A 24,222-nucleotide genomic window follows, 5' to 3' on the forward strand; every position below is an offset into this window, starting at 1 on the left:
CGGTGCTGAGTGTTGACCATTGGCTATGTTGCGCATGGCTGTTTATTGTGTGCTTTACCTGCTTGGGGTCGTTGGGGAATGGGGAGTCTTGCGCGTGCCGCTAAGTAAAAAGGCATTGATGATTATATGTGTCGTGCTGGCTTTATATGGATGTGAAGACGCCAGCGCTGAGAAATCTCCCGATGTTCTTGCTTATAGCTGGTCCATTGTAGAAACGCTCGTTGCGCTAGACCTCCCGCCCAGAGGCATGACAATGAAAAAAAGTTATGAGACTTGGGGAAGTATTGAAACTCTGCCTGAAGAGGTGATGGAAGTGGGCTTTCCGCCGAATCTCGAGCTTGTTTCGGAAATCTCACCCAGCTTCATCATGATAGGGTCAGATGGGCCTGCTCTTGATGGAAGATTGCCAGAGCACTATGCTACTTATCGCACCACACTTTACAACGAAGATGTTGATAGATGGTATGAAATATCGGAGTTTTCAATAGATATCGCGAAGATGGTTGGTCGTTTAGAGCTTGGTAATGAGTATGTAGGTTTTGTTGAAAACAGAATAGATAAAATGAAAAGGAGGGTGGCAGATTGGGAGAAGCCTCTATTGATTATTAGGGCATTAGACGATACGCACGTGAGAGTTTATGGCAAGAATAGCCTGCCTCAAGCCGTTGCCGACCGCCTTGGGTTAACGAACGCATGGGATGGTCCAACAAATGGTTGGGGGTTCTCCATAGTCACCGCTGCAGAGCTAGTAGGAATAGAGGCTCAGCTGATCATTGTGGAAGGGCCAAGATTATCAGGAGAGATGCAGGAAAAGCTCGCCGGCCATGGAATTTGGCAACATGTCCCCAGCGTCAAAGAGGGTACTGTCATCACGATTCCGCCGTTCTGGATATTTGGTGCTCTCCCCTCCGCCCTGCGCTTCGCCGAGGCCCTGGTCGAGGCGCTGGAGGCAAGCTCAGACCCTGAGGAGGCCTCCACCTGTAGTACCCTGTAGGAGCCAACATGGTCGACCTGATCCCCAACAGCTATGACGAATGGCGCTACTGCATTACCGAAATTTGCGGTATCTCGCTGACTGAATCCTATATCCGCAAGCGTATCAACTGAGGTTGTTGTTGGTACCGCCATTGTATTGAGATGTATTGTCATTTAGATTATTGCCTGTGGCGCCGCCTCGCCAGGGCGGTGTGTGCCAAACGATGACGGTGGGTGATGGCCTCTCTCAAGCAGCCGCGTGGGCAACAGGTAGCGTTCAATACTCTCTATAGTGAGCATCACGGCTGGCTGCGGCGCTGGTTGGGAAGCCGCCTGGGCTGCTCTCATACCGCCGCCGACCTTGCCCACGATACCTATCTGCGCATACTGGCGCGGGGTACCACCCCCGAGCCTGAGCAGTCACGTCGCTTCCTGACCCAGATCGCCAAGGGCTTGATGGTCGATCATTTCCGACGTCGGCGTATCGAGGCCGCCTACCTGGAAACCCTTAGCCTCATACCGGCGTCGCAGGCGCCGTCGCCGGAGGAGAAGGCGCTCACCGTCGAGGCGCTGGTCGAGATCGATGCGCTGCTCCACGAGCTTCCCGACAAGCCGCGGCGCGCCTTCCTGATGTGCCGGCTGGATGGCCTGAGCTACCGAGAGATCGCCGGGGCACTGGGTGTCTCTATCTCTTCGGTGGAGAAGTATATCGCCCGGGCGCTGTTGGTCTGCCACCACGCCATGCGTGAGTCCGCGCCATGAGTCGCCCGCCCGCCGACGCTCCTCGCAAGTGCTCTTCTCAAGAGGACGTCTCTCAAGACACCCTCTGTCCCCGCGTGTTGGAGCAGGCCAGCCTGTGGATGGCAAGGCTATGGAGCGACGATGCCACCGCGGCGCAGCGCGAGGCGTGTCTTCAGTGGCGGCAAGCCGCACCGGAGCACGAACGTGCCTGGCAGCAACTGCAGGCCATCGACGTCCGGCTCGGCGCGTTGCCTCGCCATGCCGCCCGCAGTGAGCTTTTCGAGTCCTCCCGCCAGGTATCACGGCGCGGCCTGCTGCAGTGGGGCGGTCTGGCGGTGTTGCTGGGTAGCCTTGGGTTCGGGCTGCCGCGCACGCCCCAGTGGCAGCGCCAGTTCGCCGATTATGCCACCGCTGTCGGCGAGACGCGGGAGGTGACGCTGAGCGACGGCACCCAGCTGCGCTTGGATACCGATACGGCGCTAGACGTGCGCTTCGACGCCGACCAGCGGCGTATCCGCCTACTGCGTGGAGAAGTGCTGGTCACCACCGCAGAGGCGCCGGACGTTCGCCCGCTCAGCGTGGTGACCCGGCAGGGGGCCTCCTACCCGATCGGGACACGCTTCAGCGTGCATCAGCACGACGACAGTACTCGAGTGCTGGTCTACCAAGGGCAGGTGATGCTGGAACGCCACGGTAGCAGCCAACGAATGACGCTGAATGCCGGCCAGCAAGGGGGCATGAATGCCGCGGGCATGACATCGCCGGCGCCTCTGGATCACGCCGTGCTGTCACGCTTCCAGGGGCGGCTGGTGGCTGAGCGCATGCGGGTCGCCGAGGTGGCCGAGACCTTGGCGCGATATCGCCATGGGGTGGTGCGCTGCTCAGCCGAGGTCGTCGACCTGCGAGTGAGCGGCGTCTTTTCCCTGGAGGATACCGACCGCGCCCTGGCCAGCCTCGCCGATGCCTTGTCGCTGGAGGTGGTCTACCGCACATCGCTGTGGGTCACCATTCAGCCGAGACCCGGTGGGTGAAATTGGGCGAAAAAATGTGGCGAAAGCATTGAGGGATTCGCGTTCTCGTTCGGAAGAGGCGATGTAGACATAAAAACTGCATCACTGAACGGGGATCTTCATGACGACGCAGCAAGCGCACTCACGCTTTATTCGAACGCCGTTGGCGCGAGCCATTCAATATGGTCTGCTGGCCGGTAGCCTGGCCGTTGGCCTGCCCGCGACTGGGCTGGCACAGGACGCGGCAGGGCAGGGCGCGACTACCCAGCAAGGCTATTCCATCGCAGCCGGGCAGCTCGACACGGCCCTCAACCGCTTTGCGGTGATGGCCGATATCGAGATTGCGTTCGATGCGGCGCTGACCGGCGGCGTGCAGACCGCCGGCCTGCAGGGGCATTACAGTGTCGATGAGGGATTGCAACGCTTGCTGGCCGGCACCGGGCTTGCCGCCGTGCGCCGCACCGATGGTAGCTATCGGTTGGAAGCGCGGCCGACGGACGTCGACCTGCCCCTGGTGCGTGTAGAAGCCGACTGGATACAGGAGACGGCCTATGGGCCCGTTCAAGGTATCGCCGCTACCCGCAGCGCAACAGGCACCAAGACTGATACACCGATTATTGAAATAACGCAGTCCATATCGGTAGTTAGCAGTGAGGAGTTTCGTAACTATGGGGCTCGGAATTTCACCGAAGCCTTGGCTTATACGGCTGGTATATCAAGGCAGGAAGGCGCCGATCGTAGTACTGAATCACTCAGAGTCCGCGGGTTCACCGTTGACAGATCCTATCGTGACGGCAGTAAATACCAAGCTAATGTTTATGACGGTCAGCAAGAGCTTTATGGTCTGGAGCGATTGGAAGTCTTAAAGGGCCCATCCTCTATTCTTTATGGCGTGGCCTCTCCTGGTGGGATGCTCAATGCTGTGAGTAAACGCCCTACCAGCGAGCCCCTGCGCGAGGTAAATGTCGAGGCAGGCAGTTTCGATCGGCGCCAGATCTCTGCTGATTTCTCCGATGCTCTGGATGAGGATGGCGTCTGGTCATACCGCCTGACCATGCTGCACCGGGATAGCGATACGTTTATCGACCATGTGCCGGATGATCGCACCTATATTGCCCCTACTTTAAAATGGCAACCCAACGAGAGCACCTCGCTCACTCTGCTGAGCGAGTATCAGCGCGATCAAACGGCCTATGTTTACGGGCTACCCAACAGTGGCACTATTCTTCCTAACCCGAACGGTCAAATTCCCCGGGAGCGATTTACAGGGGAGCCCGGCTATGATGAGTATGATAACGAGCGCTATTCGATTGGCTACTTGCTTGAGCATGATTTCTCTAACAGCCTTCACCTCCGTCATAGCCTTCGGACATTCCAAGCCGACCGGACTTACGATTCTATAAATATGGGACAGAGTAGCGACCAGCGGATCTATACAAGGATCGCTCAAGATCGACGCGATGCGTCATCAGGCTTGACCTCGGATACCTCCTTGCAATATGCCTGGGAGGCTGGCAATGCCGCCAACACCAGCATGATCGGAATAGACTACATACGGCAACGGCACGAAACCGAGCGCTACAATCGCACAGCCCTACCGCTTGATCTCTTTGATCCAGTTTATGGTAGCGCTGAGCTAGGTGATCCAGTGCCTTTTGCATGGTCGTCCAAGCAACGCAGCGAGCAGGTTGGCTTGTATGCTCAAAATCAGATGAAAATCGCCGAAAAGTGGGTTTTCCTGCTGGGCGGGCGACAGGACTGGACGGAGAATGAGAGCTCTCCTTACTTTGGCCCCACCGAGTGGAACCGCAGCACGAACAATGCCTTCACAGGGCGTGTAGGGGGTGTCTATCTTGCCGATAACGGTTTGGCGCCCTTTATCAGCTACAGCCAGTCGTTTGAACCTACCAGCGGCACTGACCGTAACGGCAATCAGTTCGAGCCCACACGGGGTGAGCAATATGAATTAGGCGTTCGCTATCAACCAGATGGGTGGGATACCATGCTCACTGCCACCGCTTACGAGCTGACACAGGAAAACGTCAGCGTCACCGATCCGGTGGATACCAGCTTCCAGACGCAAATAGGCGAGGTGCGTTCACGCGGTGTTGAGTTGGAAGCGAAGACGGCACTAGGCCCCAATGCCAACTTGGTCGCGGCTTATGCCTATACGGATGCGCGTACAACGAAGAGCAGCCCCGTTACGGCAGACCAGGTGGGTAGGAGAGCGGCCAATACCCCCTATAACCAGTTCTCACTATGGGGAGATTATCGCTTTGGCGATTTCGGCCTCCCAGGGCTGAAAATCGGAGGTGGCGTTCGCTACGTTGGCCCAACCCGGGCGACCTGGGTCGAGGGTGAGGTGCCGTCGTTTACGCTCATTGATACACGAGTAAGTTATGAAACTGGATCTTGGGTGTATGCGTTGAATGCCACCAATCTCACTGATAAAACCTATATCGAGTCCTGCACCTATGGCTGCTACTATGGCGAGCCGAGAAGCATTGTAGGCTCAGTAAGTTATCAGTGGTAACGTCATTACCAAGTTGGTCAAAGGCAGGCGGTGAGGCCGCCTGCCTTTGTTTTATAAAAGTCAGAATAGAAAATATATTGATGATCTATATGGGTGATTTGTTACCATCAGGCCGCATAAATTTCCTCCTAATTATACTTTTAAAGCTGTTCGTTTCCTTCGCTAATGCTGAAGAGTCCAAAAAGCTGATCGCTTTTGACTATGCCATTGCAGATACACTGTCGGCCTTGCATCAGCCTCCTATAGCGATGGCGGGCTTGGCACAATATAGGCGCTTCTACCGGGATCCCTTATTGCCTGAGGCTAGAGAGCTAGGGAATAGATTTCAGCCCAATCTTGAATACCTGGCGGCGTTGGAGCCTGATGCTATTCTAATATCGCCGCCGGCTCATTTGAATCTAGAGAATAAACTTTCCCGCATTGCTAATGTGAGACCGATACGGCTGCTTTGGAAAGGCCAGAAAGTATGGGAAAGCCTGGAAAATATGACTAGAGAATTGGGAGACTTGAGCGATAATCAGCAGAGGGCCAAGGAATTAATTAATGATGTCGAAGTCGCGCTGGCAGTAATGGCGGAACAGATTAAAAGAACTGGAGAGCCACTGTTTGTTGCGCAAATTATTGACGATCGTCATCTGCGACTCTATGGGTCTGGAAGCCTAGAAGATATGGTTCTCACTCGGCTTGGCTTGGAGAATGCCTGGCAAGGCCCTACTAACGACTGGGGTTTCAGTACATTAACCATTTCAGAGGCGTTTCAATTAGAGGGAAGGTTCATTCTTCTTAATCCGGCTTACTCTCAATACTTAACTGATTCAGCCCTGCCAACGTCGGGCCTATGGCAGCATTGGCTGGATGATCTTCCTATCAGTATAGAAGTAAATTATTGGTCGTGGGGAGGTTTCCCCTCCGCCCTGCGCTTCGCCGAGGCCCTGGTCGACGCGCTGGACGAGGCCGGTGACAGCGCCCCCGCTCCCAGGCGCTAATGCGATGTTGTCCCGTATGCGTATTTCAATGATAATCGTTTTCAATTAAAGTATGGCCCGGCTGAATCGTCTATGCAAAGGGGGCAGAACGCATGGCTGAAGGTAGTGTGCGCCACCAACGGGAACAGGGGCTGTGGGCATGACGGGGTATGCGATGCGCAGGGGGGCGCCGGCGCTTACCTGCTGGCTGCTGAGCCTGCCGCTGGTGGTGCTGTTCTGGCTGGGGCTGGAGGCCCAGGGCGGCATGGCGTTGGGCTTCAAGGCGCTGTTGTCGCCCTCGTTCGAGGATGTCGACCAGCTGCTGTTGCACTATGCGTGGTGGCCACGGCTCTCGGTTGCGCTGCTGGCTGGCGGAGGCCTGGCGCTGGCCGGAGTGCTGATGCAGCAGGTGCTGCGCAACCCGCTGGCGTCGCCTACTACGCTGGGGGTGGCCTCGGGGGCCAACCTGGCGTTGATGACGGCGACCTTGCTGGCGCCGGGACTGCTGGCCGTTGGCCGTGAGTGGGTGGCGCTGGCCGGTGGTGCATTGGCGGTGGGGCTGGTGTTCGTGCTGGCCTGGCGGCGCGGCTTGGCGCCGATCGTGGTGGTGCTGGCCGGGCTGGTGGTGAACCTCTATCTGGGCGCGCTGGCCACGGCGCTGCTGTTGTTCAATCACGAGGCGCTGTCGGGGCTGTTGATCTGGGGCGCCGGGTCACTGGCTCAGAATGGCTGGGATGGCGTGGCGATTCTTTGGCCGCGGATGGCCATCAGCTGCGTGCTGGCCTGGTTGCTGCTGCGCCCCTTGGCGGTGCTGGAACTGGACGATGCCAGCGCCAAGAGCCTGGGGGTGTCGCTTACCTATCTGCGCTTTGCGGGCATGGGGCTGGCGGTGTTCATCACCGGCAGTATCGTCAGTGTGGTGGGTATTATCGGCTTTATCGGCTTGGCGGCGCCTAATATCGTGCGCTTGGCGGGGGCGCGCCGCCTTAGCGAGCGCCTGCTGTGGGGCACGCTGCTGGGGGCGGTGCTGCTGGCCACCACGGACCTGCTGCTGCAGAACTTCACCGGCCTGGTGCCGATGCTGATTCCCACCGGTGCGGTGACCGGTGCGCTGGGGGCGCCGCTGTTGATGTGGCTGATCCCACGCCTCAAGTTGCACGGCAACAAGGCGCCCCAGCCGTCGGCCGTAATCGCGAGCCGGCATCCTGCTCCCGGCCGCCTGGCCACGCGGCTGGCCATTGGCCTGCTGTTGGCTGCCGCCCTGGGCCTGCTACTGGGGCAGGGAGTGAATGGCTGGTACTGGCTGTCACCGGATAACTGGAACGTGATGCAGTGGCGTATGCCCCGGGTGCTGGCGGCGGCGGCCAGTGGCTTGATGCTGGCGGTGGCCGGTACCTTGCTGCAGCGCCTCTCCGCCAACCCGATGGCCAGCCCCGAGGTGCTGGGTATCAGCGGTGGCTGTGCGATTGCCCTGATCCTGGGGATCTTCCTGCTGCCCGCGCCGACCAGCGGCATGCTGGTCGGCGTCGGCACCCTGGGGGCCTTTGCCACGCTGCTGATCCTGGTGGCACTCAATCGCCGCAGCGGCTTCGTACCGGAGCGCCTGCTGCTCACCGGGGTAGCGGTCACGGCACTGTTCGATGCGGTGCGCAGCGTGATGCTGGCAGGCGGTGATCCACGTGGGCAGCAGGTGATCGCCTGGCTGGCGGGCTCCACCTATTACGTTGATCTCACCAGTGCCCTGGTGGTGGGGACGCTGGCCGCGTTACTCACGCTGTGCACCCTGCCGCTGACCCGCTGGCTGGACATTCTACCCCTGGGGGCACCTACCACCCTGGCGCTGGGCATTGCTCTCAATCGTGCTCGCCTGGTGCTGCTACTGCTGGTGGCCCTGCTCACGGCCTGCGCCACTCTGGTGGTGGGGCCGCTCTCATTCGTCGGGCTGTTGGCGCCGCACATGGCCAGGTTGCTGGGACTATCACGCGCCCGCCATCACCTGCTGGGTGCGGCACTGGTGGGCATGCTGCTGATGGTGCTGGCCGACTGGCTGGGTCGCCAGGTGATCTTCCCCTACGACATGCCGGCCGGGCTGGTCGCGTCGCTGATCGGTGGCGCCTACTTCATGTGGGGGCTGCGCAGGCTGTGAGATGTGGCCGCCCATGGGCAGCCGGAGATGATGGTGCGCTGAAAGAGAGGAGGCGGATATGACAGGGATGGCAGAGTTGCCGGTGTACCGCAACGATGCGGCCGAGGCGCTGCTGTTACTCTATCGGCAGCCACCCCTGGATAGGCTCAAGGCACCCCGCTTTGGGGTGCCGGAGGTGCCGACTACCGCTATGTCCGACCTGCTCGAGCCTGGGGTGTTGGGGGAGACGATAAGCCGCTTTGCCGCCAGCTTCGGCGAGGGGGCCGATCGCAAGGCGGCCGCCTCGATCTGGTCGAAACACCACTTCAGCGGCGTCTCGATCCCCACCCTGGCGGCCAATCTACTGCTGGGGCAGGCGCTGCCGGTAGGTCTCGAGCAGATGCGTCTCGCGCTTGGCGACAAGGGGCAGCCGGCGCATATCTGGCTGCCAGATGGCGGCGAACCGCTGCCTTCGCAGCTCCCTTCGGCGCGCTTTGACTATCTGTTCGACGCGCACTGCGCACCGCTGATCGAGGCGCTGGCAGCGACCTCCGGCCTGGCGCCCAAGGTGTTCTGGAGCAATCTGGGGCACTACGTGGAGTTCGTGGGGAAGACCTGCTCACAGCATCCCGGTTGCAGCGGAGCGGGGGAGCCGCTATTGCGCTATCTCGACACCAAGACGCTTGCTGACGGGCGTCGCAATCCGCTCTACCAGCCGGTGCGCTATCTCGAGCTGGGCGGTGAGACTCCCACCCGGGTGCGGCGACTCTGCTGCGTCAAGTATCGGCTGCCCGATGAGCCGCTGTGCGGCGGCTGCCCGCTGAAGCCGGAAAACAAGCCGGCCAAGAAACGCCGCTAAGGCTGCACGACACGCTGTCGCGCTTGCCTTAGCGTTTCACTCTTTGAAGGAGCCAAGGTCAATGGAGCTGTTCAGGATCGTATGGCGGGATTACCGCTGGCCATTCGTGGCCGTGGTGGTGTTGAGTCTGGCCAGTGCTGGACTGGGCATTGGGGTCATCGCCTTTATCAATCAGCGGCTGCTGGGCACCTTTCCCGACCCCTGGGGCATCCTGCCGGAGTTCCTGGGCCTGATCGCGCTGTTGTTGGTGATCACCCTCGCCTCGCAGCTGGCTTTGACCACGCTTGGTCACCACTTTGTCTACCGGCTGCGTGGGCAGTTGATCAAGCGCATCCTGGATACCGACATCGAGCGCGTCGAGCAGATCGGCAGCGCTCGCCTGCTGGCTAGCCTGTCTACCGACGTGCGTTATATCACTGTGGCTTTCGTGCGCCTGCCGGAGTTGGTGCAGGGTGGGGTATTGACCGTGGGGGCCTGCCTCTACCTGGGCTGGCTGTCGCCCTCGATATTGGCGGTGACGGTGTTATGGACTGCGGTCACCGTGGCGGTCTGCATGCGCCTTGTCACCTGGGTCTACCAGCATATGGCCAAGCTGCGCGAAGTCGAGGACCGGCTCTACGCGGACTATCAGTCGGTGATCGAGGGGCGCAAGGAGCTGGCGCTCAACCGTGACCGGGCCAAGTGGCTCTATCGTGACGTCTATACGCCCAATGCCGATGCCTATCGCCACCATATCGTGCGTGGCGACACCTATCACCTCAGTGCGATCAACTGGTTCAACATCATGATGCTGGGCGCCATCGGCGTGGTGTTCTTTCTGGCCAATGGCCTGGGCTGGGCGTCGGCGCAGGTGGCCACCACCTTTTCTCTCACGCTGCTGTTTCTGAGGGCACCCTTGATCCAGGCGGTGGGGGCCGTGCCGACGCTGATCAACGCCCGGGTGGCGTTCGAGAAGTTGAGCTCGCTGGCTCTGGCGGATTACCGCGATAGTTTCGATAGCGATACTCGGCGCCACGGCTGGCAGGAGATCGTCCTTGAGCAGGTGACCTATCGCTATCCCGAAGAGGAGGCGCGGCCGGGCTTTGCGATAGGGCCTATCGACCTGACCCTGCGGCGCGGCGAGGTGGTGTTTCTGATCGGCGGCAACGGCAGTGGCAAGTCGACCCTGGCACGCTTGCTCACCGGGCTCTACCAGCCTCAGAGCGGAGTGGTGCGGGTCGATGGCCGGGCGCTGCAGGAGGCGGACTGGGTGACCTACCGCCAGCACTTCTCAGCGATCTATACCGACCTGCACCTGTTCGACCGCCTGATGGGGCCGGGAGGCGAGTCGCCCGATGCGACGCTAGTGGAGGAGTGGCTGGCCGCCCTGGGCATGCACAGCAAGCTCGACATCGAAGACGATCGCGTCACCAATATCAATCTCTCCCAGGGGCAGCGCAAGCGCCTGGCGATGCTGCTGGCGGTTGCTGAACAGCGCGATCTACTGTTGCTCGACGAGTGGGCCGCCGACCAGGATCCGCAATTCCGCCGCGTGTTTTACCGTGAGCTGTTGCCGCAGCTTAGGGCGCTGGGGAAGACGCTGGTGGTGATCAGCCACGACGACCACTACTTCGATCAGGCCGACCGCCTGCTGGAGATGCGCGGCGGGCAGCTGTATGAGCTGACCGGAGAGGAGCGTAGAGATGCGAGCCGGGATGCAGTCGCCAGGGTGGAGCAGTAGGCGCCGGTGTGACGGGCCATTGGGTTAACACTGCAAGGCGCATCAAGGAGCCAAGCGGCGTAAGTGAATCGGGCTGCCGCGGTGTTCAGGCCGCGGGCAGGGCCTCCACCAGGAGTTCGGCGAAGCGCCGTGCCGAGGGTAGGGCGCCAAAGCTCCACGCCGCTGGCAGCGTAATATAGGTATCGTCGCGGACGCCGGGTAAATGTTGCCATAGCGCACTGCGGCGGAGCTTCTCCTCGACGCCGGTGGGGTAGGGCTCAACCACCACGAGTTGCGCGTCGAGCTTCATCAGCTGTTCGAGGCCGACCAGGCTGAAACCCCAGGCGTTGGTCGGCTCCTGCCAGGCATTCTCCAGCCCGAGCCGATCCAGCACCGCTTGGAACAGGCCATTCTCACCGAAGACGCGTACGTGCCGCTCGTCCATGAACTGAATGATCAGCATGGGGCGGATCTCCTCGGGCAACTGCTGCCGCAGTGCTTCAATATGGCCGTCGGCCGCGGCGATCAAGGCGTCGGCCGCTGCGCTGCGCCCGGTCACCTCGCCTAGCTCGCGGGTCAGCGTTGCCGCTTCCTCCCAGGTGTCGCGGCCGGGCGTATAGAGGTGGAAGGTGTCGACCCGGCCGATTTTGCTCAAGCGCGGCGCCAGGTTGGCGAACATCGGCGAGATGACGATATGCGCGGGCGCTAGATGCGCCAGCAGTTCGGTATTGGGCTGGGAACGCAGGCCCAGGTCGATCACCTGGTCGGTTAGGTGGGGCTCGCCGACCCACTCGTGATAGGCGTCGACCTGAGCCACGCCGCGGGGCGGTGCCTCGAGGGCCACCAGGGTCTCGGCCAGGGTCCAGTCGATGCTGGCGATGCCCTCGGCATGAGAGGGGGAGGCATAGGTCAATCCGAGCCCCGACACCAGCATGAGCGAACCTCCTAGGCGACGCAGTCGCGAGGTAATGGAAGCAGGCATGTTGGAATCAGGGCCTTGGTGACGTCATTTCATGATAATGGTTGCTATTTCGATGCGTGAGTGTGCCATCTCATGCGCGGGCTGTCCATCTTCGCTGGGCGGTGATCAGAAGGTATAGCTGAGACTGGCCAGCACCCCGCGCTCGGCGCCGAAGTAGCAGTACTCCAGCGAGTTGCAGGCGGCGACGTACTCCTCGTCGGTGAGGTTGGTGACGTTGAGGCGGGCGCTGAGGCCGTCATAGCCGAGGCGCCCCAGGTCGTAGCCGAGGCTGGCGTCGACCAGGGTGTACTCGGGCACCTTGGCGGTATTGGCGCGGTCGGCCTGGATATCGGCGTAGTGGCGTACGCCGAGGCCGGCGTCGAGGCCGTCAAGCGCGCCGCTGTCGAACGCATAGTGCCCCCACAGGCTGGCCTGATGGCGCGGTGCATAGATGGCCCGGTTGCCCTGGTTGCCGTCGTCGCTGCGCTGGTAGGTGATGTCGGTATAGCTGTAGCTCGCCTGCAGGCGCACACGATCGGTGAGCTGGGTGTAGGCCTCCAGCTCGACGCCCTGGGATTGGATCTCGCCTACCGCACGATAGGGATCGGTGGGCTGCTCCTTGGTGGCGACGTTCTCCTGGTTGATGCGAAACAGCGAGACGCTGTAGCGATCCTCGCTGCCGGTGGGCTGGTACTTGAGGCCGGCCTCGAGCTGCTCGCCCTCCATGGGCGGCAGCAGGTCGCCCTCGGCGTCGACGAAGCTGGTTGGGGTGAAGGCGGTGGAGTAGCTGAGGTAGGGGGCCACGCCGTTGTCGAACAGATAGAGTAGGCCGGCGCGGCCGCTGAACTGGGTGTCGTCCAGCTCGCTGCGCTCGCCGCTGTCGAGGTTGGTGTTGGTGATGTCGACCCAGTCGTAGCGCCCGCCGAGGGTCAGCCGCCAGTTGCCAAGGGCCATCTGGTCCTGGAGGTAGATGCCGGTCTGGCGCAGTTCATGATCCTCGCGGGCGGACGGATAGATGGCGATGGGGTCGGCGCCGTATTGCGGGTCGAAGGCATCCAGGTTGGGGAAGGCGCCCGAGGGCCAGTCGACGCGGTTGTCGCGCTGTTGGTAGTCGACGCCCAGCAGCAGGGTGTGGTCGATGAAGCTGCCGCTGAGGTCGGCTTCGAGCTGGTTGTCGAGGGTCCAGGCCTCCAGCGACTCGTCGCCGCCGGCGTAGTAACGGGTCAGCTCGCTGTCCGAGCCCGGCGCCCAGCCAAAGCCGTAGACCTGATCCATGACCACATCGGCATTGAGGTAGCGCAGCCGCTGGCGCGCCCGCCAGTCATCGTTGACGTGGTGCTCCAGTTCGTAGCCGAGCATGCGCTGGGTGCGCTTGAACTGGTCGTACTCCGCTTCGCCGTCGAAGAAGTTGTTGGAGATGCGCCGGCCGTTGCGGTCGACCACGGCGCCTTCATAGGGCACGCCGGAGTGGTAGCCGCCTTCCGGGTCCTGCTGCAGGTAGGCGTACAGCGTCAGGCTGGTGGCATCGGTTACGTCCCAGGTCAAGGAGGGGGCGATGGCGTAGCGCTCCTCCTCGACGGGGCCGAACTGGGTGTCGGCGGCGCTGGCCAGGCCGGTCAGGCGGTAGGCCACGCGATTCCCGTCGCCGAGTGGCCCGGAGAGGTCGAAGGCCGCGCTACGCTGCTGGTTGTTGCCCAGCGAGAGGCGCAGTTCGCCGCCGGGTTCGAATTCGGGGCGCTTGCTGGTCAGCGCCACCACCCCGCCGGGGGAGGCGCGGCCGTAGAGCACCGAGGCGGGACCGCGCACCACCTCGATGCTGTCCAGGAACCACGGATCGACGCTCATCGAGCTGTAGGAGTTGCTGTCGCCCATCACCTTCAGGCCGTCGAGAAAGGTGTTGCTTAGGCTGCCGTCGGAGAAGCCGCGCAGCACCAGGTAGTCGTAGCGGTTGGAGGCGCCGACCTGGTTGCTGAACACTCCGGGGGTGTAGTTGGTGGCGCGCTGTACCGTGCGCGCGCCTTGGGTGTGCATATCCTCGCGGCTGATCAGCGATACCGCCTGGGGCGTTTCGACGAAGGGCGTCGTCACTTTGGTGGCGGCCTGTTGGGCGGTGACGGTGAGGGTATCGAGCTGGCTGGCCCGATCGTCAGCCTGGCCCCAGACGCAGGTGGTTGTGCTGCTGGCAAGCATGGCGATGGCGAGTGACAGCTGGTGCGGTCTGAGCATGGAGGCGATGTCCCCTGGCAATAATACAATAGGATCTTCTAGTAATGAGAATTATTACATTGTCGAGGGGCGCATGATGTATGCGCTGCGCCAGAAGACTTATGCGCTATGCCAGGGTATGGGCGAGACGCCGTGGGGAGACGCCGAAGTGGCGGCGAAAGGCGGTGGTGAAGTTGCTGGCATGGCGGTAGCCGCAGCGCTGTGCCGTCTGCTGGACGCTGAGCCCCTGGGCCAGGTACTCCCGAGCCAGGGTTAGCCGCCGCTGGCGTAGGCAGTCGAACACCGATTGGCCGAAGGCATGGCGAAACTTGCTGCGCAGGCTGCTGGGGCTCATCGCCGCGAGGCGTGCCAGGTCCTCTAGTCGGTGCGCTTCCATCGGCTGCTGCAGCAGGCGTTGGCGCACCGCCTCGAGTCGCGCCTGCTCGCCGGGCGAGACGCCGGGTTGCTCGAGTGGATGCGGCGGCATTGCGGGTTGCACGTGCGCCAGCAACTGCAGTGCCAGGCCCTCCAGCAGCAGGCGCTGCGCCCCGGGCTGCCAGTGGTCGTCCAGGGCGTGCTCCAGCGAGCCGACGAGATGCTCGGGCAGGCGCCAGATGGAGGGTGCTGACGCCCCCGCGGAGAGCGCCAGCTGTGGCAGCGCCGCGGCATGCTCGAGGCCCAGCATCAGGGTACGCAAGCGCTGGCCGGGGGCCTGACTGGCGTGCAAGGCATGCGCCGAGCCGGCCAGCCGGGTACTCATCGCCATGCCTGCCCTCAGGTGGCGTTCGCTGCCTCCCACCTGCAGCGTGACGCAGCCCTCCAGCACCACCAGGACCAGCAGCGCGGCCGACTGTAGCGACGAGGAGGCATAGTGCTGCAGGACCTCGACGTCGGAGTGGGTCAGGCGCATGCCCGGTCGCAGGGCGAACTCCTCCACCCGGCCCTGTACCACCGGCAGGCGGCCTTGGCGGGCGAAGCGGTAGGCGATTCCGAAGCGCCGTCCGTAGGCGGAGAAGTCATCGCCGCAGTAGCGCTGGCAGGGCGTTGGAGGCATCGCGTGTTGATTCTCGGTGGAGGAGTAGGACATGAGGGTATGATACACGAATGAGGTTTATTCGTATTTATCCTCGGGTACCACTATCCACTCGCGCCGTTCGCGTTGCTCTGCCATTCTGAGCTAGCATAGGGGGCTGCGGCCAAGCGCCGTGTCTTTTCTATCAGCAAAGGGAGGAGCTAGAGTCATGCCTCATACACTGCCCGATTTGCCTTACGCTTACGACGCGCTGGAACCGCACATCGACGCGATGACCATGGAAATCCACCATTCGCGTCACCACCAGACCTACGTCAACAACCTCAATGCCGCCCTAGAGGGCACCGGCCTCGAGGAGACGCCGGTAGACGAGCTGCTGGCCAGCCTGGACAAGGTGCCGGCCGACAAGCGTCAGGCGGTCATCAACAACGGTGGCGGCCACTCCAACCACACCATGTTCTGGGAAATGATGTCGCCCCAGGGCGGCGGTCAGCCCAAGGGCCAGGTGGCAGCCGCCATCGACGAGCAGCTGGGCGGCTTCGATGACTTCAAGGATGCCTTCAAGAAGGCGGCCCTGGGTCGCTTCGGTAGCGGCTGGGCCTGGCTCAGCGTGACTCCGGAGAAGAAGCTGGTGGTGGAGAACTCCCTGAATCAGGACAGCCCGATCTCCAACGGCAACACGCCGGTGCTCGGCCTGGACGTCTGGGAGCATGCGTACTACCTGAAGTTCCAGAACAAGCGCCCGGACTACATCGAGGCGTTCTTCAACGTGGTCAACTGGGATGAGGTCGAGCGTCGCTACCAAGCGGCAATCGCCTGATTCTCGACTGACAGCGTAAGACTGAGCGCCGCGGCCAAATGGCCGCGGCGCTCTGTTGTGTGCTTCTCGCCACCTTTCTTGATCTCCGTTAAGGTCTCGTCGGCGCAGCCGGCTAGACTGGCCTTGCCCGCGTACCGCCCGCTATCAGGGCGCCTCGCGCCTTGTCGCCTGGCTACCGCATGCGGGGGGTGCGTTTGGTCAATAGACACTATATATTGATTTCTTCATGGCAGAATTCACCAGATATGGTGTATCCTAAGAGACGTCGGCCAAGCCATACTTGCCTTGATTTGTAAGGAAACGATAACCATGAAGATTGAGATTTACAGCAAGCCCGCCTGCGTACAGTGCACCGCCACCTACCGCGCGATGGACAAGCAGGGGCTCGACTATGAGGTCATCGATCTGAGCCAGGATCCCAGCGCCCGCGCAACCGTGGAAGGCCTTGGCTACCGTCAGCTGCCGGTGGTAGTGGCCGGTGACGACCACTGGTCGGGCTTCCGTCCGGACCGCATCCAGGCGCTGGCGTAAATCGGGCTCGAGGTCACGGCAGGAGATCACCATGCTGGCTGAGCAGAGGCACCAACAGCCGAGTGCCGATCACGCCCAAGGCGAGCTGGTCTATTTCTCGACCAAGTCGGGCAATACCCAGCGCTTCGTCGAGAAGCTCGGGCTGCCGGCACGGCGCATCCCGCTGAGCCGCGATGAGCCGCCGCTGCGCGTGACCCGGCCCTACATCCTGATCACCCCCACCTACGGTGGCGGCAGCGCCGACGGCGCGGTGCCCAAGCAGGTGATCCACTTTCTCAACGATGCGCACAACCGCGGCCTGATTCGCGGCGTGATTGCGGCCGGCAACACCAACTTCGGCGCCGCCTTCGGCCTGGCCGGGCGCATCGTTGCCGACAAATGCGGCGTGCCGCTGCTATATCGATTCGAACTGCTGGGCACGCCGGACGACGTGGCCAGGGTTCAACAGGGAGTAGATGCGTTTTGGAAACGACAGCCATGAGCGAGATTCACCGGCCCGCCGGCCAGAGCGAGGGTGGACGCACGCTCGACTACCACGCCCTCAACGCCATGCTCAATCTGTATGGGCCGTCGGGCGAGCTGCAGTTGGACCGCGACCGCGAAGCGGCGCGCCAGTACTTCCTGCAGCACGTCAACCAGAACACCGTGTTCTTCCACTCGCTGGAAGAGAAGCTCGACTACCTCATCGAGGAGAGCTACTACGAGCCCCAGGTGCTCGAGCAGTACCAGCGCGCCTTTATCAAGTCGCTGTTTGAGCAGGCCTACGCCTACAAGTTTCGCTTCCCGAGCTTCCTCGGCGCCTTCAAGTACTACACCAGCTATACGCTGAAGACCTTCGACGGCAAGCGCTACCTGGAGCGCTACGAGGACCGCGTGTGCATGGTGGCGCTGAGCCTGGCCCGCGGCGACGAGACCCTGGCCCGGGCGCTGGTCGATGAGATCATCAGCGGCCGCTTCCAGCCCGCCACGCCGACCTTCCTCAACTGCGGCAAGCGTCAGCGCGGCGAGCTGGTGTCGTGCTTCCTGCTGCGCATCGAGGACAACATGGAGTCCATCGGCCGCGCCATCAACTCGGCGCTGCAGCTCTCCAAGCGCGGCGGCGGGGTGGCCTTCCTGCTCAGCAACATCCGCGAGTTCGGCGCGCCGATCAAGCGCATCGAGAACCAGTCGTCGGGCATCATCCCGATCATGAAGCTGCTCGAGGATGCCTTCTCCTATGCCAACCAGCTGGGCGCGCGACAGGGCGCCGGGGCGGTCTACCTCAACGCCCATCACCCGGATATCCTGCGTTTCCTCGATACCAAGCGTGAGAACGCCGATGAGAAGATCCGCATCAAGACGCTGTCGCTGGGCGTGACCATCCCCGACATCACCTTCGAGCTGGCCAAGCGCAACGAGGCGATGTACCTGTTCTCGCCCTACGACGTCGAGCGCGTCTACGGCGTGCCGTTCGGCGATATCAGCGTCACCGAGAAGTACCACGAGATGGTCGACGACTCGCGCATCCGCAAGTCCAAGATCAATGCCCGGGAGTTCTTCCAGATACTGGCCGAGGTGCAGTTCGAGTCGGGCTATCCTTATGTGATGTTCGAGGACAACGTCAACCGCGCCAACCCCATCGCCGGGCGCATCAACATGAGCAACCTCTGCTCGGAGATCCTCCAGGTCAACACGCCGAGCCTCTACGACGACGACCTCGGCTATCGCCATACCGGCGAGGATATCTCCTGCAACCTGGGCTCGATGAACATCGCCAAGGTGATGGATGCCGGCGATATCGGCACCAGCGTCGAGATCGCCGTGCGCGGCCTCACCGCGGTGTCGGAGATGAGCCACCTCTCCTCGGTGCCGTCGATCGCCGAAGGCAACGCCCACTCCCGCGCCATCGGCCTGGGGCAGATGAACCTGCACGGCTTCCTGGCTCGCGAGCACATCTACTACGGCTCGGAAGAGGGGCTGGATTTCACCAACCTCTACTTCTGCTGCGTGGCCTACCACGCCCTGCGCGCCTCCAACCGCCTGGCCATCGAGCGCGGCACGGCCTTCGCCGGCTTTGCCGACTCCGACTACGCCAGCGGCGTGTTCTTCGACAAGTACACCGAGCGCGAGTGGCAGCCGCGTACCGAGAAGGTCCGGGGACTGTTCGAGCGTGCCGGCATCGCCATTCCTAGCCAGGCAGAGTGGCAGTCGCTCAAGGCCTCGGTGATGGAGCACGGCCTCTATAACCGCAACCTGCAGGCGGTACCGCCGACCGGCTCGATCTCCTATATCAACCACTCCACCTCGAGCATCCACCCGGTGGCGGCCAAGATCGAGATTCGCAAGGAAGGCAAGCTGGGGCGCGTCTACTACCCGGCGCCCTATCTCGATGATGACAACCTGGCCTACTACCAGGATGCTTACGAGATCGGCCCGGAGAAGATCATCGACACCTACGCCGAGGCCTCGCAGCACGTCGACCAGGGCCTGTCGCTGACGCTGTTCTTCCCCGATACCGCCACCACGCGCGACATCAACAAGGCGCAGATCTACGCTTGGCGCAAGGGCATCAAGACGCTCTACTACGTGCGCCTGCGCCAGAGCGCCCTGGAAGGCACTGAGGTAGAGGGCTGCGTCTCCTGCAGCCTCTAGCGGCATGACCAGCCTGCGGCGAGATGAGCGCCGGGACAGCTCATCGTCTACCGGCGCCTATACCTCCTGGCCTTGCTTGTTTAACACGAGATTGAGATATGACTAACGCACACGCAGCACAGGGCACGGCGCCGCGCCTATCGCGGGTCGATGCCATCAACTGGAACCGCCTCCAGGACGACAAGGACCTGGAGGTATGGAACCGCCTGACCAGCAACTTCTGGCTGCCGGAGAAGGTGCCGCTGTCCAACGACATCCAGTCGTGGAACACCCTCACGCACCAGGAACAGCAGCTGACCATTCGCGTCTTCACCGGCCTGACGCTGCTCGACACCATCCAGAGCAGCGTCGGCGCCCCGGCGCTGATGCCGGATGCGCGCACGCCCCACGAAGAAGCGGTCTACGCCAACATCGCCTTCATGGAAGCGGTGCACGCACGCTCCTACAGCTCGATCTTCTCGACCCTGTGCACCACGCGGGACGTGGATGACGCCTTCCGCTGGAGCGAAGAGAACCCGACCCTGCAGGCCAAGTCGGACCTGATCCTCGAGCGCTACCGCGCCGACGACCCGCTGATGCGCAAGGTCGCCAGCGTGTTCCTCGAGTCGTTCCTGTTCTACTCGGGCTTCTACCTGCCGATGTACTGGTCGAGCCACGCCAAGCTGACCAATACCGCCGACCTGATCCGCCTGATCATTCGCGACGAGGCGGTGCACGGCTACTACATCGGCTACAAGTTCCAGCAGGCGCTGGCCGAGGCCACGCCGGAGCGCCAGGCGGCGGTCAAGGAGTACGCCTACGAGCTGCTGCTGGAGCTCTACGACAACGAGGTCAAGTACACCGAGTCGCTCTACGACGAGGTGGGGCTGAGCGAGGACGTCAAGAAGTTCCTCCACTACAACGCCAACAAGGCGCTGATGAACCTCGGCTTCGAGGCGCTGTTCCCGAGTAGCGTCACCGACGTCGACCCAACCATCCTCGCCGCGCTCTCGCCCAATGCCGACGAGAACCACGACTTCTTCTCCGGCTCCGGCTCCTCCTACGTGATCGGCAAGGCGGTGGCCACCGAGGACGAAGACTGGGCGTTCTGACCGCGCCCCAGGCCGCCTGCACGGCGGCCTTCCCTCCCACCCGCCAAGAGAACCCCTGTGAGCCCTGCACAGCCTTCCCGCAGCAGCAGTAGCTTCCATGCCCTGGTGCGCCTGCTGCGCTATGCCCGCGGCTACCGGAGGCGGATCATCGCCGCCACCAGCTGCTCGATCATCAACAAGATCTTCGACATCGCTCCCGAGATCCTGATCGGCGTGGCCCTCGACGTGGTGGTCAACCAGGAGCGCAGCTTCGTCGCCCGGCTCGGCTTCACCACGCCCCAGGAGCAGATCATGATCCTGGCGGTGCTGACCTTCTTCATCTGGGCCGGCGAGTCGATCTTCGAGTACCTCTACCAGATCCTGTGGCGCAACCTGGCCCAGCGGCTGCAGGCTGACCTGCGCCAGGACACCTACGAGCACGCCCAGCGGCTCGACATGGCGTTCTTCGAGGCACGCAGTTCGGGCCAGCTGGTGGCGACCATGAACGACGACGTCAACCAGCTCGAGCGCTTCCTCGACGGCGGCGCCAATGCGCTGGTGCAGGTCGGCGTCACGGTGGTGGCAGTGGGGGCGGTGTTCTTCGTCATATCACCGCTGATCGCGCTGCTGGCCTTTACCCCGATCCCGCTGATCGTGTGGGGGGCGTTCTACTTCCAGCGCAAGGCCGGGCCGCTCTACAGCGATGTGCGCGAGAAGGTCGGCGACCTTTCCAGCCGTCTCTCCAATAACCTCGCCGGCATCGCCACCATCAAGAGCTTTACCAGCGAGGCCCGCGAGGCCGAGCGCCTGCGCGTGGCTAGCGAGGCCTATGTGCAGGCCAACCGCCGCGCGATTCGAGTCAGCTCGGCCTTTATCCCGGTGATCCGCATGGCGATTCTGGCCGGCTTCCTGGCCACCTTTACCGTGGGTGGGATGATGGCGCTGCGCGGCGACCTCAACATTGGTGCCTACGGCGTGCTGGTGTTCCTTACCCAGCGCCTGCTGTGGCCACTGACCGGCCTGGCCGAGGTGATCGACCTGTTCGAACGCGCCATGGCCAGTACCCGGCGCATCCTCGACCTGCTCCAGGTGCCGATCACGGTGCGCGACAATGCTACCCGCGAGCTGGCCCAGCCGGTGCGCGGTGCGGTGAGTTTCGATGCAGTCAGCTTTCACTACCCCAGCAGCGGGGCGGGGGTCGAGGCGGTCAGTCTAGAGGTGCCGGCCGGCACCACCCTGGCGCTGGTGGGCGCCACCGGCTCCGGCAAGTCGACGCTGATCAAGCTGCTGCTGCGCTTCTACGACCCCGAACAGGGCACGGTGCGCGTCGACGGCCAGCCGGTGCAGAGCGTCAGCCTGGCCTCGCTGCGCCGCGCCATCGGCCTGGTCAGCCAGGACGTCTACCTGTTCGAGGGCTCGATACGCGACAACATCGCCTACGGCAGGCCCGAGGCCAGCGACGCCGAGGTGCTCGAGGCGGCGCGCACCGCCGAGGCCTGGGAGTTTATCGAGGCGTTGCCGCAGGGGCTCGAGACGCCGGTAGGGGAGCGCGGCATTCGCCTCTCGGGCGGCCAGCGCCAGCGGCTGTCATTGGCCCGGGCACTACTCAAGGACTCGCCGATCCTGATCCTCGACGAAGCCACCAGCGCGGTGGACAACGAGACCGAAGCGGCTATTCAGCGCTCGCTGAAGCGCATCGCCCACGGCCGCACGGTGATCATGGTCGCGCACCGCCTCTCGACCATCGTCCACGCCGACGAGATCGCCGTGGTGCATCGCGGCCAGGTGGTCGAGCGCGGTTCGCACCCCACGCTGCTGGAGCGCGACGGATTCTATGCCGCCCAGTGGCGGGTGCAGACCGGCGCGGCGCGAGCCGAGGATGTCATGCCGATGCGGTAATCTCGGCTTTAGTACTCCAGCGACCAGCTCACGGTGTAGGTACGACCGCGTCCTTGATAATCGTAGAGGTATTCCGGCCCATAGTAAGGGGAGTAGAACATCGCGGCGCGCTGGCCCCACACCGTCGAGTACTTCTCATCCAGCAGGTTCTGCACGCCCAAGCTGAAGCGTCCCAGGCCGGTGCGCTGGGCCAGGCTCAAGTCGACCGTGGTGGCGCCCTCGATGCGTCGATCGTCGGCGTCTTTCAGGTCGAAGGTGTGGTTGGCTTGCAATCGCGCCGAACGAAGATGATCTGCCCAGCCGACGAAGGCGGTGGCCGAGGAGAGGGACGCGTAGCGAGCATCGCGCTTTTCCCATTGGCCGTCGTCGTTTTGCTGCTCTGAACGGACCAGGTGCAGGGTACCGCCGGCCTCGACACCGTTGTCAAAGTAGCGGGTCAGCGCGCCTTCCAAGCCATAGTCGCGCTTCTTCTCGTCGACCACTGTGACGCTCAGGTCCTCGTCATTCTCCACGGCCTTGTCGGACCAGGAGTAGTAGGCTGCCGCCTGGACCATCCAGCCGCCGTCTTGATAGCGCCAGCCCAGTTCTACCTGGTCGGTTTCGATCGCTGACAGCGGATTGTCGGCGACGCTCACCTCCGCGCTCTTGCCGTAGTACTTGGCCGGGTCTGGCAGCTCGAACCCTTGGCTATAGCGCAGCCAGCTCTGGTGACCGTTGTCGAAGTCGTAGAGAGCGCTGGCATTGAAGAGGGTGGCGCTGTAGTCGTTCTCGCCGCCGGGAATGCTGCGGAAGTCGTCGACCTCGACATCCGTGCGTTGATGGCGAAGGCCGGCCGAGAGTTTGAAGGCGTTGTTGGCCCACCAGTCACCCTGGGCGAAGGCTGACGTGGTGTCGATGCGATAGCCTGGGTAGCGTGGCTCGACGCTGGTGGCCGATTGAACCAGGCCTCCGCTGGCATCGGTGGCGTTGCGACTGAAGATCATCTGGTTGGCATCGAAGCGTTCACGATCCAGGTCCAGGCCATAGCTCAGCGACAGCGTGTCGTTAAGCTCGGCATCGAACAGCGCCTTGAGCCCGGTCAGCCGGGTATTTTGCTGCGAGGCGCGGAACTCATAGGCATCGGGTGCGCTCCAGTTGGGATCCGGATAAGGGAAGGCCTGGAAGTTGGCGTCTTCCTCGCGGTGGAAGGCCTGCAGGTAGAAATTCTGGCCCAGCAGATCGGCATGGTGATATTGCAGGTTGAGCAGCCTACGGTCGGTGGCGGGATCGCGATCCGAGTGATATCCGTCGCGGATCTCGGCCTCGTTGAGGTTGGGGCTGGACGCGTCGAGGTTAGGGAAGTAGACGCCGCGATCGCCTTCGTAGCGCGAGCGGTAGAGTTGAGCACCAAGCTCGAGACTCTGGTCGTCATCCAGGTTGACGGTGAGGTTGCCGAGTACATCGATGCTGCGGTTGTCCTGCAGGTCGGTTTGGGCAATATCCGGGAATATCTCATCACCACGCCCATCGAAGTGGCGGCCGTTGTCCTGATAGGCGACTCCCAGATAGCCCTGAATGCGCTTGTTGCCGCCACTCACTGACTGGGCGACGCGCTTGTCGAAATCGTCGCTGCGATTGAAGCCGCTGGTGACGCCGACCTCGCTGCGCCAGTCTGGCCCGCCGACCCGTGCCTTGCGGGTGATGATATTGATGATGCCACCCGTGGCGCCGCCGCCGTAGAGGCTGCTGGCACCGGAGAGCACCTCCACGCGTTCGATGTTGAAGGGGTCGATACTGTCGAACTGGCGCGACAGGCCGCGGGAGCCATTCATCGAGACGCCGTCGATGAGCACCTGGGCACTGCGTCCGCGCAGATTCTGGCCATAGTTGGTGCGGCCTTGAGGCGCCAGGTCGAGGCCCGGTACCAGGCGGCCCAAGGCTGTTTTCAGGTCTGCGCCGCCTTCGATCTGTTGCTGCAGCTCGCTACTTTCGATCAACCATACCGCCCCGGGGATCTGGCTGATCTGGATCGGGGTGCGCGACCCCACTACCACCATCGTTTCCTGTGTCTCCGGCTCCTGAGCTTGCAGCGCAAAGGGGGTTGTGCCCACAGCCATGGTAAGGGAGAGGGTCAGGAATTTCTTCATGGGAGATCCTATCGGCGAAGAGATACCGGGGCTTTGGGC

Annotated in this window: 18 protein-coding genes; 14 read left to right on the plus strand and 4 right to left on the minus strand. The window is 62.5% G+C overall.

From position 1 onward, the window contains the following. Window positions 1–94 precede the first annotated feature (94 nt). The 8 genes from CK498_RS19410 (at window position 95) to CK498_RS19445 (ending at window position 10,928) form a co-directional block, all read left to right on the plus strand. Window positions 95–994 (plus strand): ABC transporter substrate-binding protein, encoded by a 900-nt coding sequence (locus tag CK498_RS19410; protein ID WP_176475844.1) that lies wholly within the window; start codon window positions 95–97, stop codon window positions 992–994. Window positions 995–1,212: 218 nt separating this feature from the next. Next, window positions 1,213–1,737: a sigma-70 family RNA polymerase sigma factor gene (locus tag CK498_RS19415; RefSeq protein WP_095622503.1), complete on the plus strand. Its 525-nt coding sequence runs from the start codon at window positions 1,213–1,215 to the stop codon at window positions 1,735–1,737. Next, window positions 1,734–2,747: a FecR domain-containing protein gene (locus CK498_RS19420; protein WP_095622504.1), complete on the plus strand. Its 1,014-nt coding sequence runs from the start codon at window positions 1,734–1,736 to the stop codon at window positions 2,745–2,747. Before CK498_RS19415 ends, CK498_RS19420 begins: the two co-directional genes overlap by 4 nt. Window positions 2,748–2,847: 100 nt before the next feature. Then, window positions 2,848–5,259 (plus strand): TonB-dependent siderophore receptor, encoded by a 2,412-nt coding sequence (locus tag CK498_RS19425; RefSeq protein WP_095622505.1) that lies wholly within the window; start codon window positions 2,848–2,850, stop codon window positions 5,257–5,259. An 80-nt stretch (window positions 5,260–5,339) separates the two neighbouring features. Further along, window positions 5,340–6,245: an ABC transporter substrate-binding protein gene (locus tag CK498_RS19430; protein WP_095622506.1), complete on the plus strand. Its 906-nt coding sequence runs from the start codon at window positions 5,340–5,342 to the stop codon at window positions 6,243–6,245. 139 nt (window positions 6,246–6,384) lie between these two features. Further along, window positions 6,385–8,370 carry a Fe(3+)-hydroxamate ABC transporter permease FhuB gene (gene fhuB / locus CK498_RS19435; protein WP_095622507.1) on the plus strand — a complete coding sequence of 662 codons (1,986 nt, stop codon included), beginning with the start codon at window positions 6,385–6,387 and terminating at the stop codon, window positions 8,368–8,370. 58 nt (window positions 8,371–8,428) lie between these two features. Further along, the gene (gene fhuF / locus CK498_RS19440) at window positions 8,429–9,208 is read left to right on the plus strand and encodes a siderophore-iron reductase FhuF (RefSeq protein WP_095622508.1); all 780 of its coding nucleotides are present in this window, start codon (window positions 8,429–8,431) and stop codon (window positions 9,206–9,208) included. A gap of 61 nt (window positions 9,209–9,269) precedes the next feature. Then, window positions 9,270–10,928 carry a multidrug ABC transporter permease/ATP-binding protein gene (locus CK498_RS19445; RefSeq protein ID WP_095622509.1) on the plus strand — a complete coding sequence of 553 codons (1,659 nt, stop codon included), beginning with the start codon at window positions 9,270–9,272 and terminating at the stop codon, window positions 10,926–10,928. An 85-nt stretch (window positions 10,929–11,013) separates the two neighbouring features. On the opposite strand, the gene CK498_RS19450 is transcribed toward CK498_RS19445, so the two are convergent. The 3 genes from CK498_RS19450 to CK498_RS19460 form a co-directional block, all read right to left on the minus strand. Next, the gene (locus CK498_RS19450; RefSeq protein ID WP_217987810.1) at window positions 11,014–11,841 is read right to left on the minus strand and encodes an ABC transporter substrate-binding protein; all 828 of its coding nucleotides are present in this window, start codon (window positions 11,839–11,841) and stop codon (window positions 11,014–11,016) included. Between the two features lie 153 nt (window positions 11,842–11,994). Then, on the minus strand, window positions 11,995–14,094 hold the full coding sequence (locus CK498_RS19455; RefSeq protein ID WP_095622511.1) for a TonB-dependent siderophore receptor: 2,100 nt from the start codon (window positions 14,092–14,094) through the stop codon (window positions 11,995–11,997). 106 nt (window positions 14,095–14,200) lie between these two features. Beyond that, window positions 14,201–15,175 (minus strand): helix-turn-helix transcriptional regulator, encoded by a 975-nt coding sequence (locus CK498_RS19460; protein WP_229359149.1) that lies wholly within the window; start codon window positions 15,173–15,175, stop codon window positions 14,201–14,203. A gap of 139 nt (window positions 15,176–15,314) precedes the next feature. Between CK498_RS19460 and CK498_RS19465 the strand changes: the two genes are divergently transcribed. From CK498_RS19465 to CK498_RS19490, 6 genes are all read left to right on the plus strand, one after another. Further along, on the plus strand, window positions 15,315–15,926 hold the full coding sequence (locus CK498_RS19465; protein ID WP_095622512.1) for a superoxide dismutase: 612 nt from the start codon (window positions 15,315–15,317) through the stop codon (window positions 15,924–15,926). 309 nt (window positions 15,927–16,235) lie between these two features. Then, window positions 16,236–16,457 carry a glutaredoxin-like protein NrdH gene (nrdH, locus tag CK498_RS19470; RefSeq protein ID WP_095622513.1) on the plus strand — a complete coding sequence of 74 codons (222 nt, stop codon included), beginning with the start codon at window positions 16,236–16,238 and terminating at the stop codon, window positions 16,455–16,457. Window positions 16,458–16,488: 31 nt separating this feature from the next. Continuing rightward, window positions 16,489–16,938, plus strand: coding sequence for a class Ib ribonucleoside-diphosphate reductase assembly flavoprotein NrdI (gene nrdI / locus CK498_RS19475; RefSeq protein ID WP_095622514.1), 450 nt, complete (start codon window positions 16,489–16,491; stop codon window positions 16,936–16,938). Beyond that, entirely contained in the window at window positions 16,935–19,088 is a 2,154-nt protein-coding gene (gene nrdE / locus CK498_RS19480; RefSeq protein WP_095622515.1) for a class 1b ribonucleoside-diphosphate reductase subunit alpha, read from the plus strand. The genes nrdI and nrdE overlap by 4 nt, the downstream gene beginning before the upstream one ends. A gap of 98 nt (window positions 19,089–19,186) precedes the next feature. After that, window positions 19,187–20,179, plus strand: a complete 993-nt coding sequence (gene nrdF, locus CK498_RS19485; protein WP_095622516.1) for a class 1b ribonucleoside-diphosphate reductase subunit beta — start codon at window positions 19,187–19,189, stop codon at window positions 20,177–20,179. Between the two features lie 57 nt (window positions 20,180–20,236). Next, the gene (locus CK498_RS19490; protein ID WP_095622517.1) at window positions 20,237–22,057 is read left to right on the plus strand and encodes an ABC transporter ATP-binding protein; all 1,821 of its coding nucleotides are present in this window, start codon (window positions 20,237–20,239) and stop codon (window positions 22,055–22,057) included. 8 nt (window positions 22,058–22,065) lie between these two features. Here the strand turns inward: CK498_RS19490 and CK498_RS19495 are convergent, their stop codons facing one another. Then, the gene (locus CK498_RS19495; protein WP_095622518.1) at window positions 22,066–24,183 is read right to left on the minus strand and encodes a TonB-dependent receptor; all 2,118 of its coding nucleotides are present in this window, start codon (window positions 24,181–24,183) and stop codon (window positions 22,066–22,068) included. Window positions 24,184–24,222 lie beyond the last annotated feature (39 nt).

Origin of the sequence: Halomonas salipaludis (assembly GCF_002286975.1) — a bacterium.
GTDB classification, from domain to species: Bacteria; Pseudomonadota; Gammaproteobacteria; order Pseudomonadales; family Halomonadaceae; genus Franzmannia; species Franzmannia salipaludis.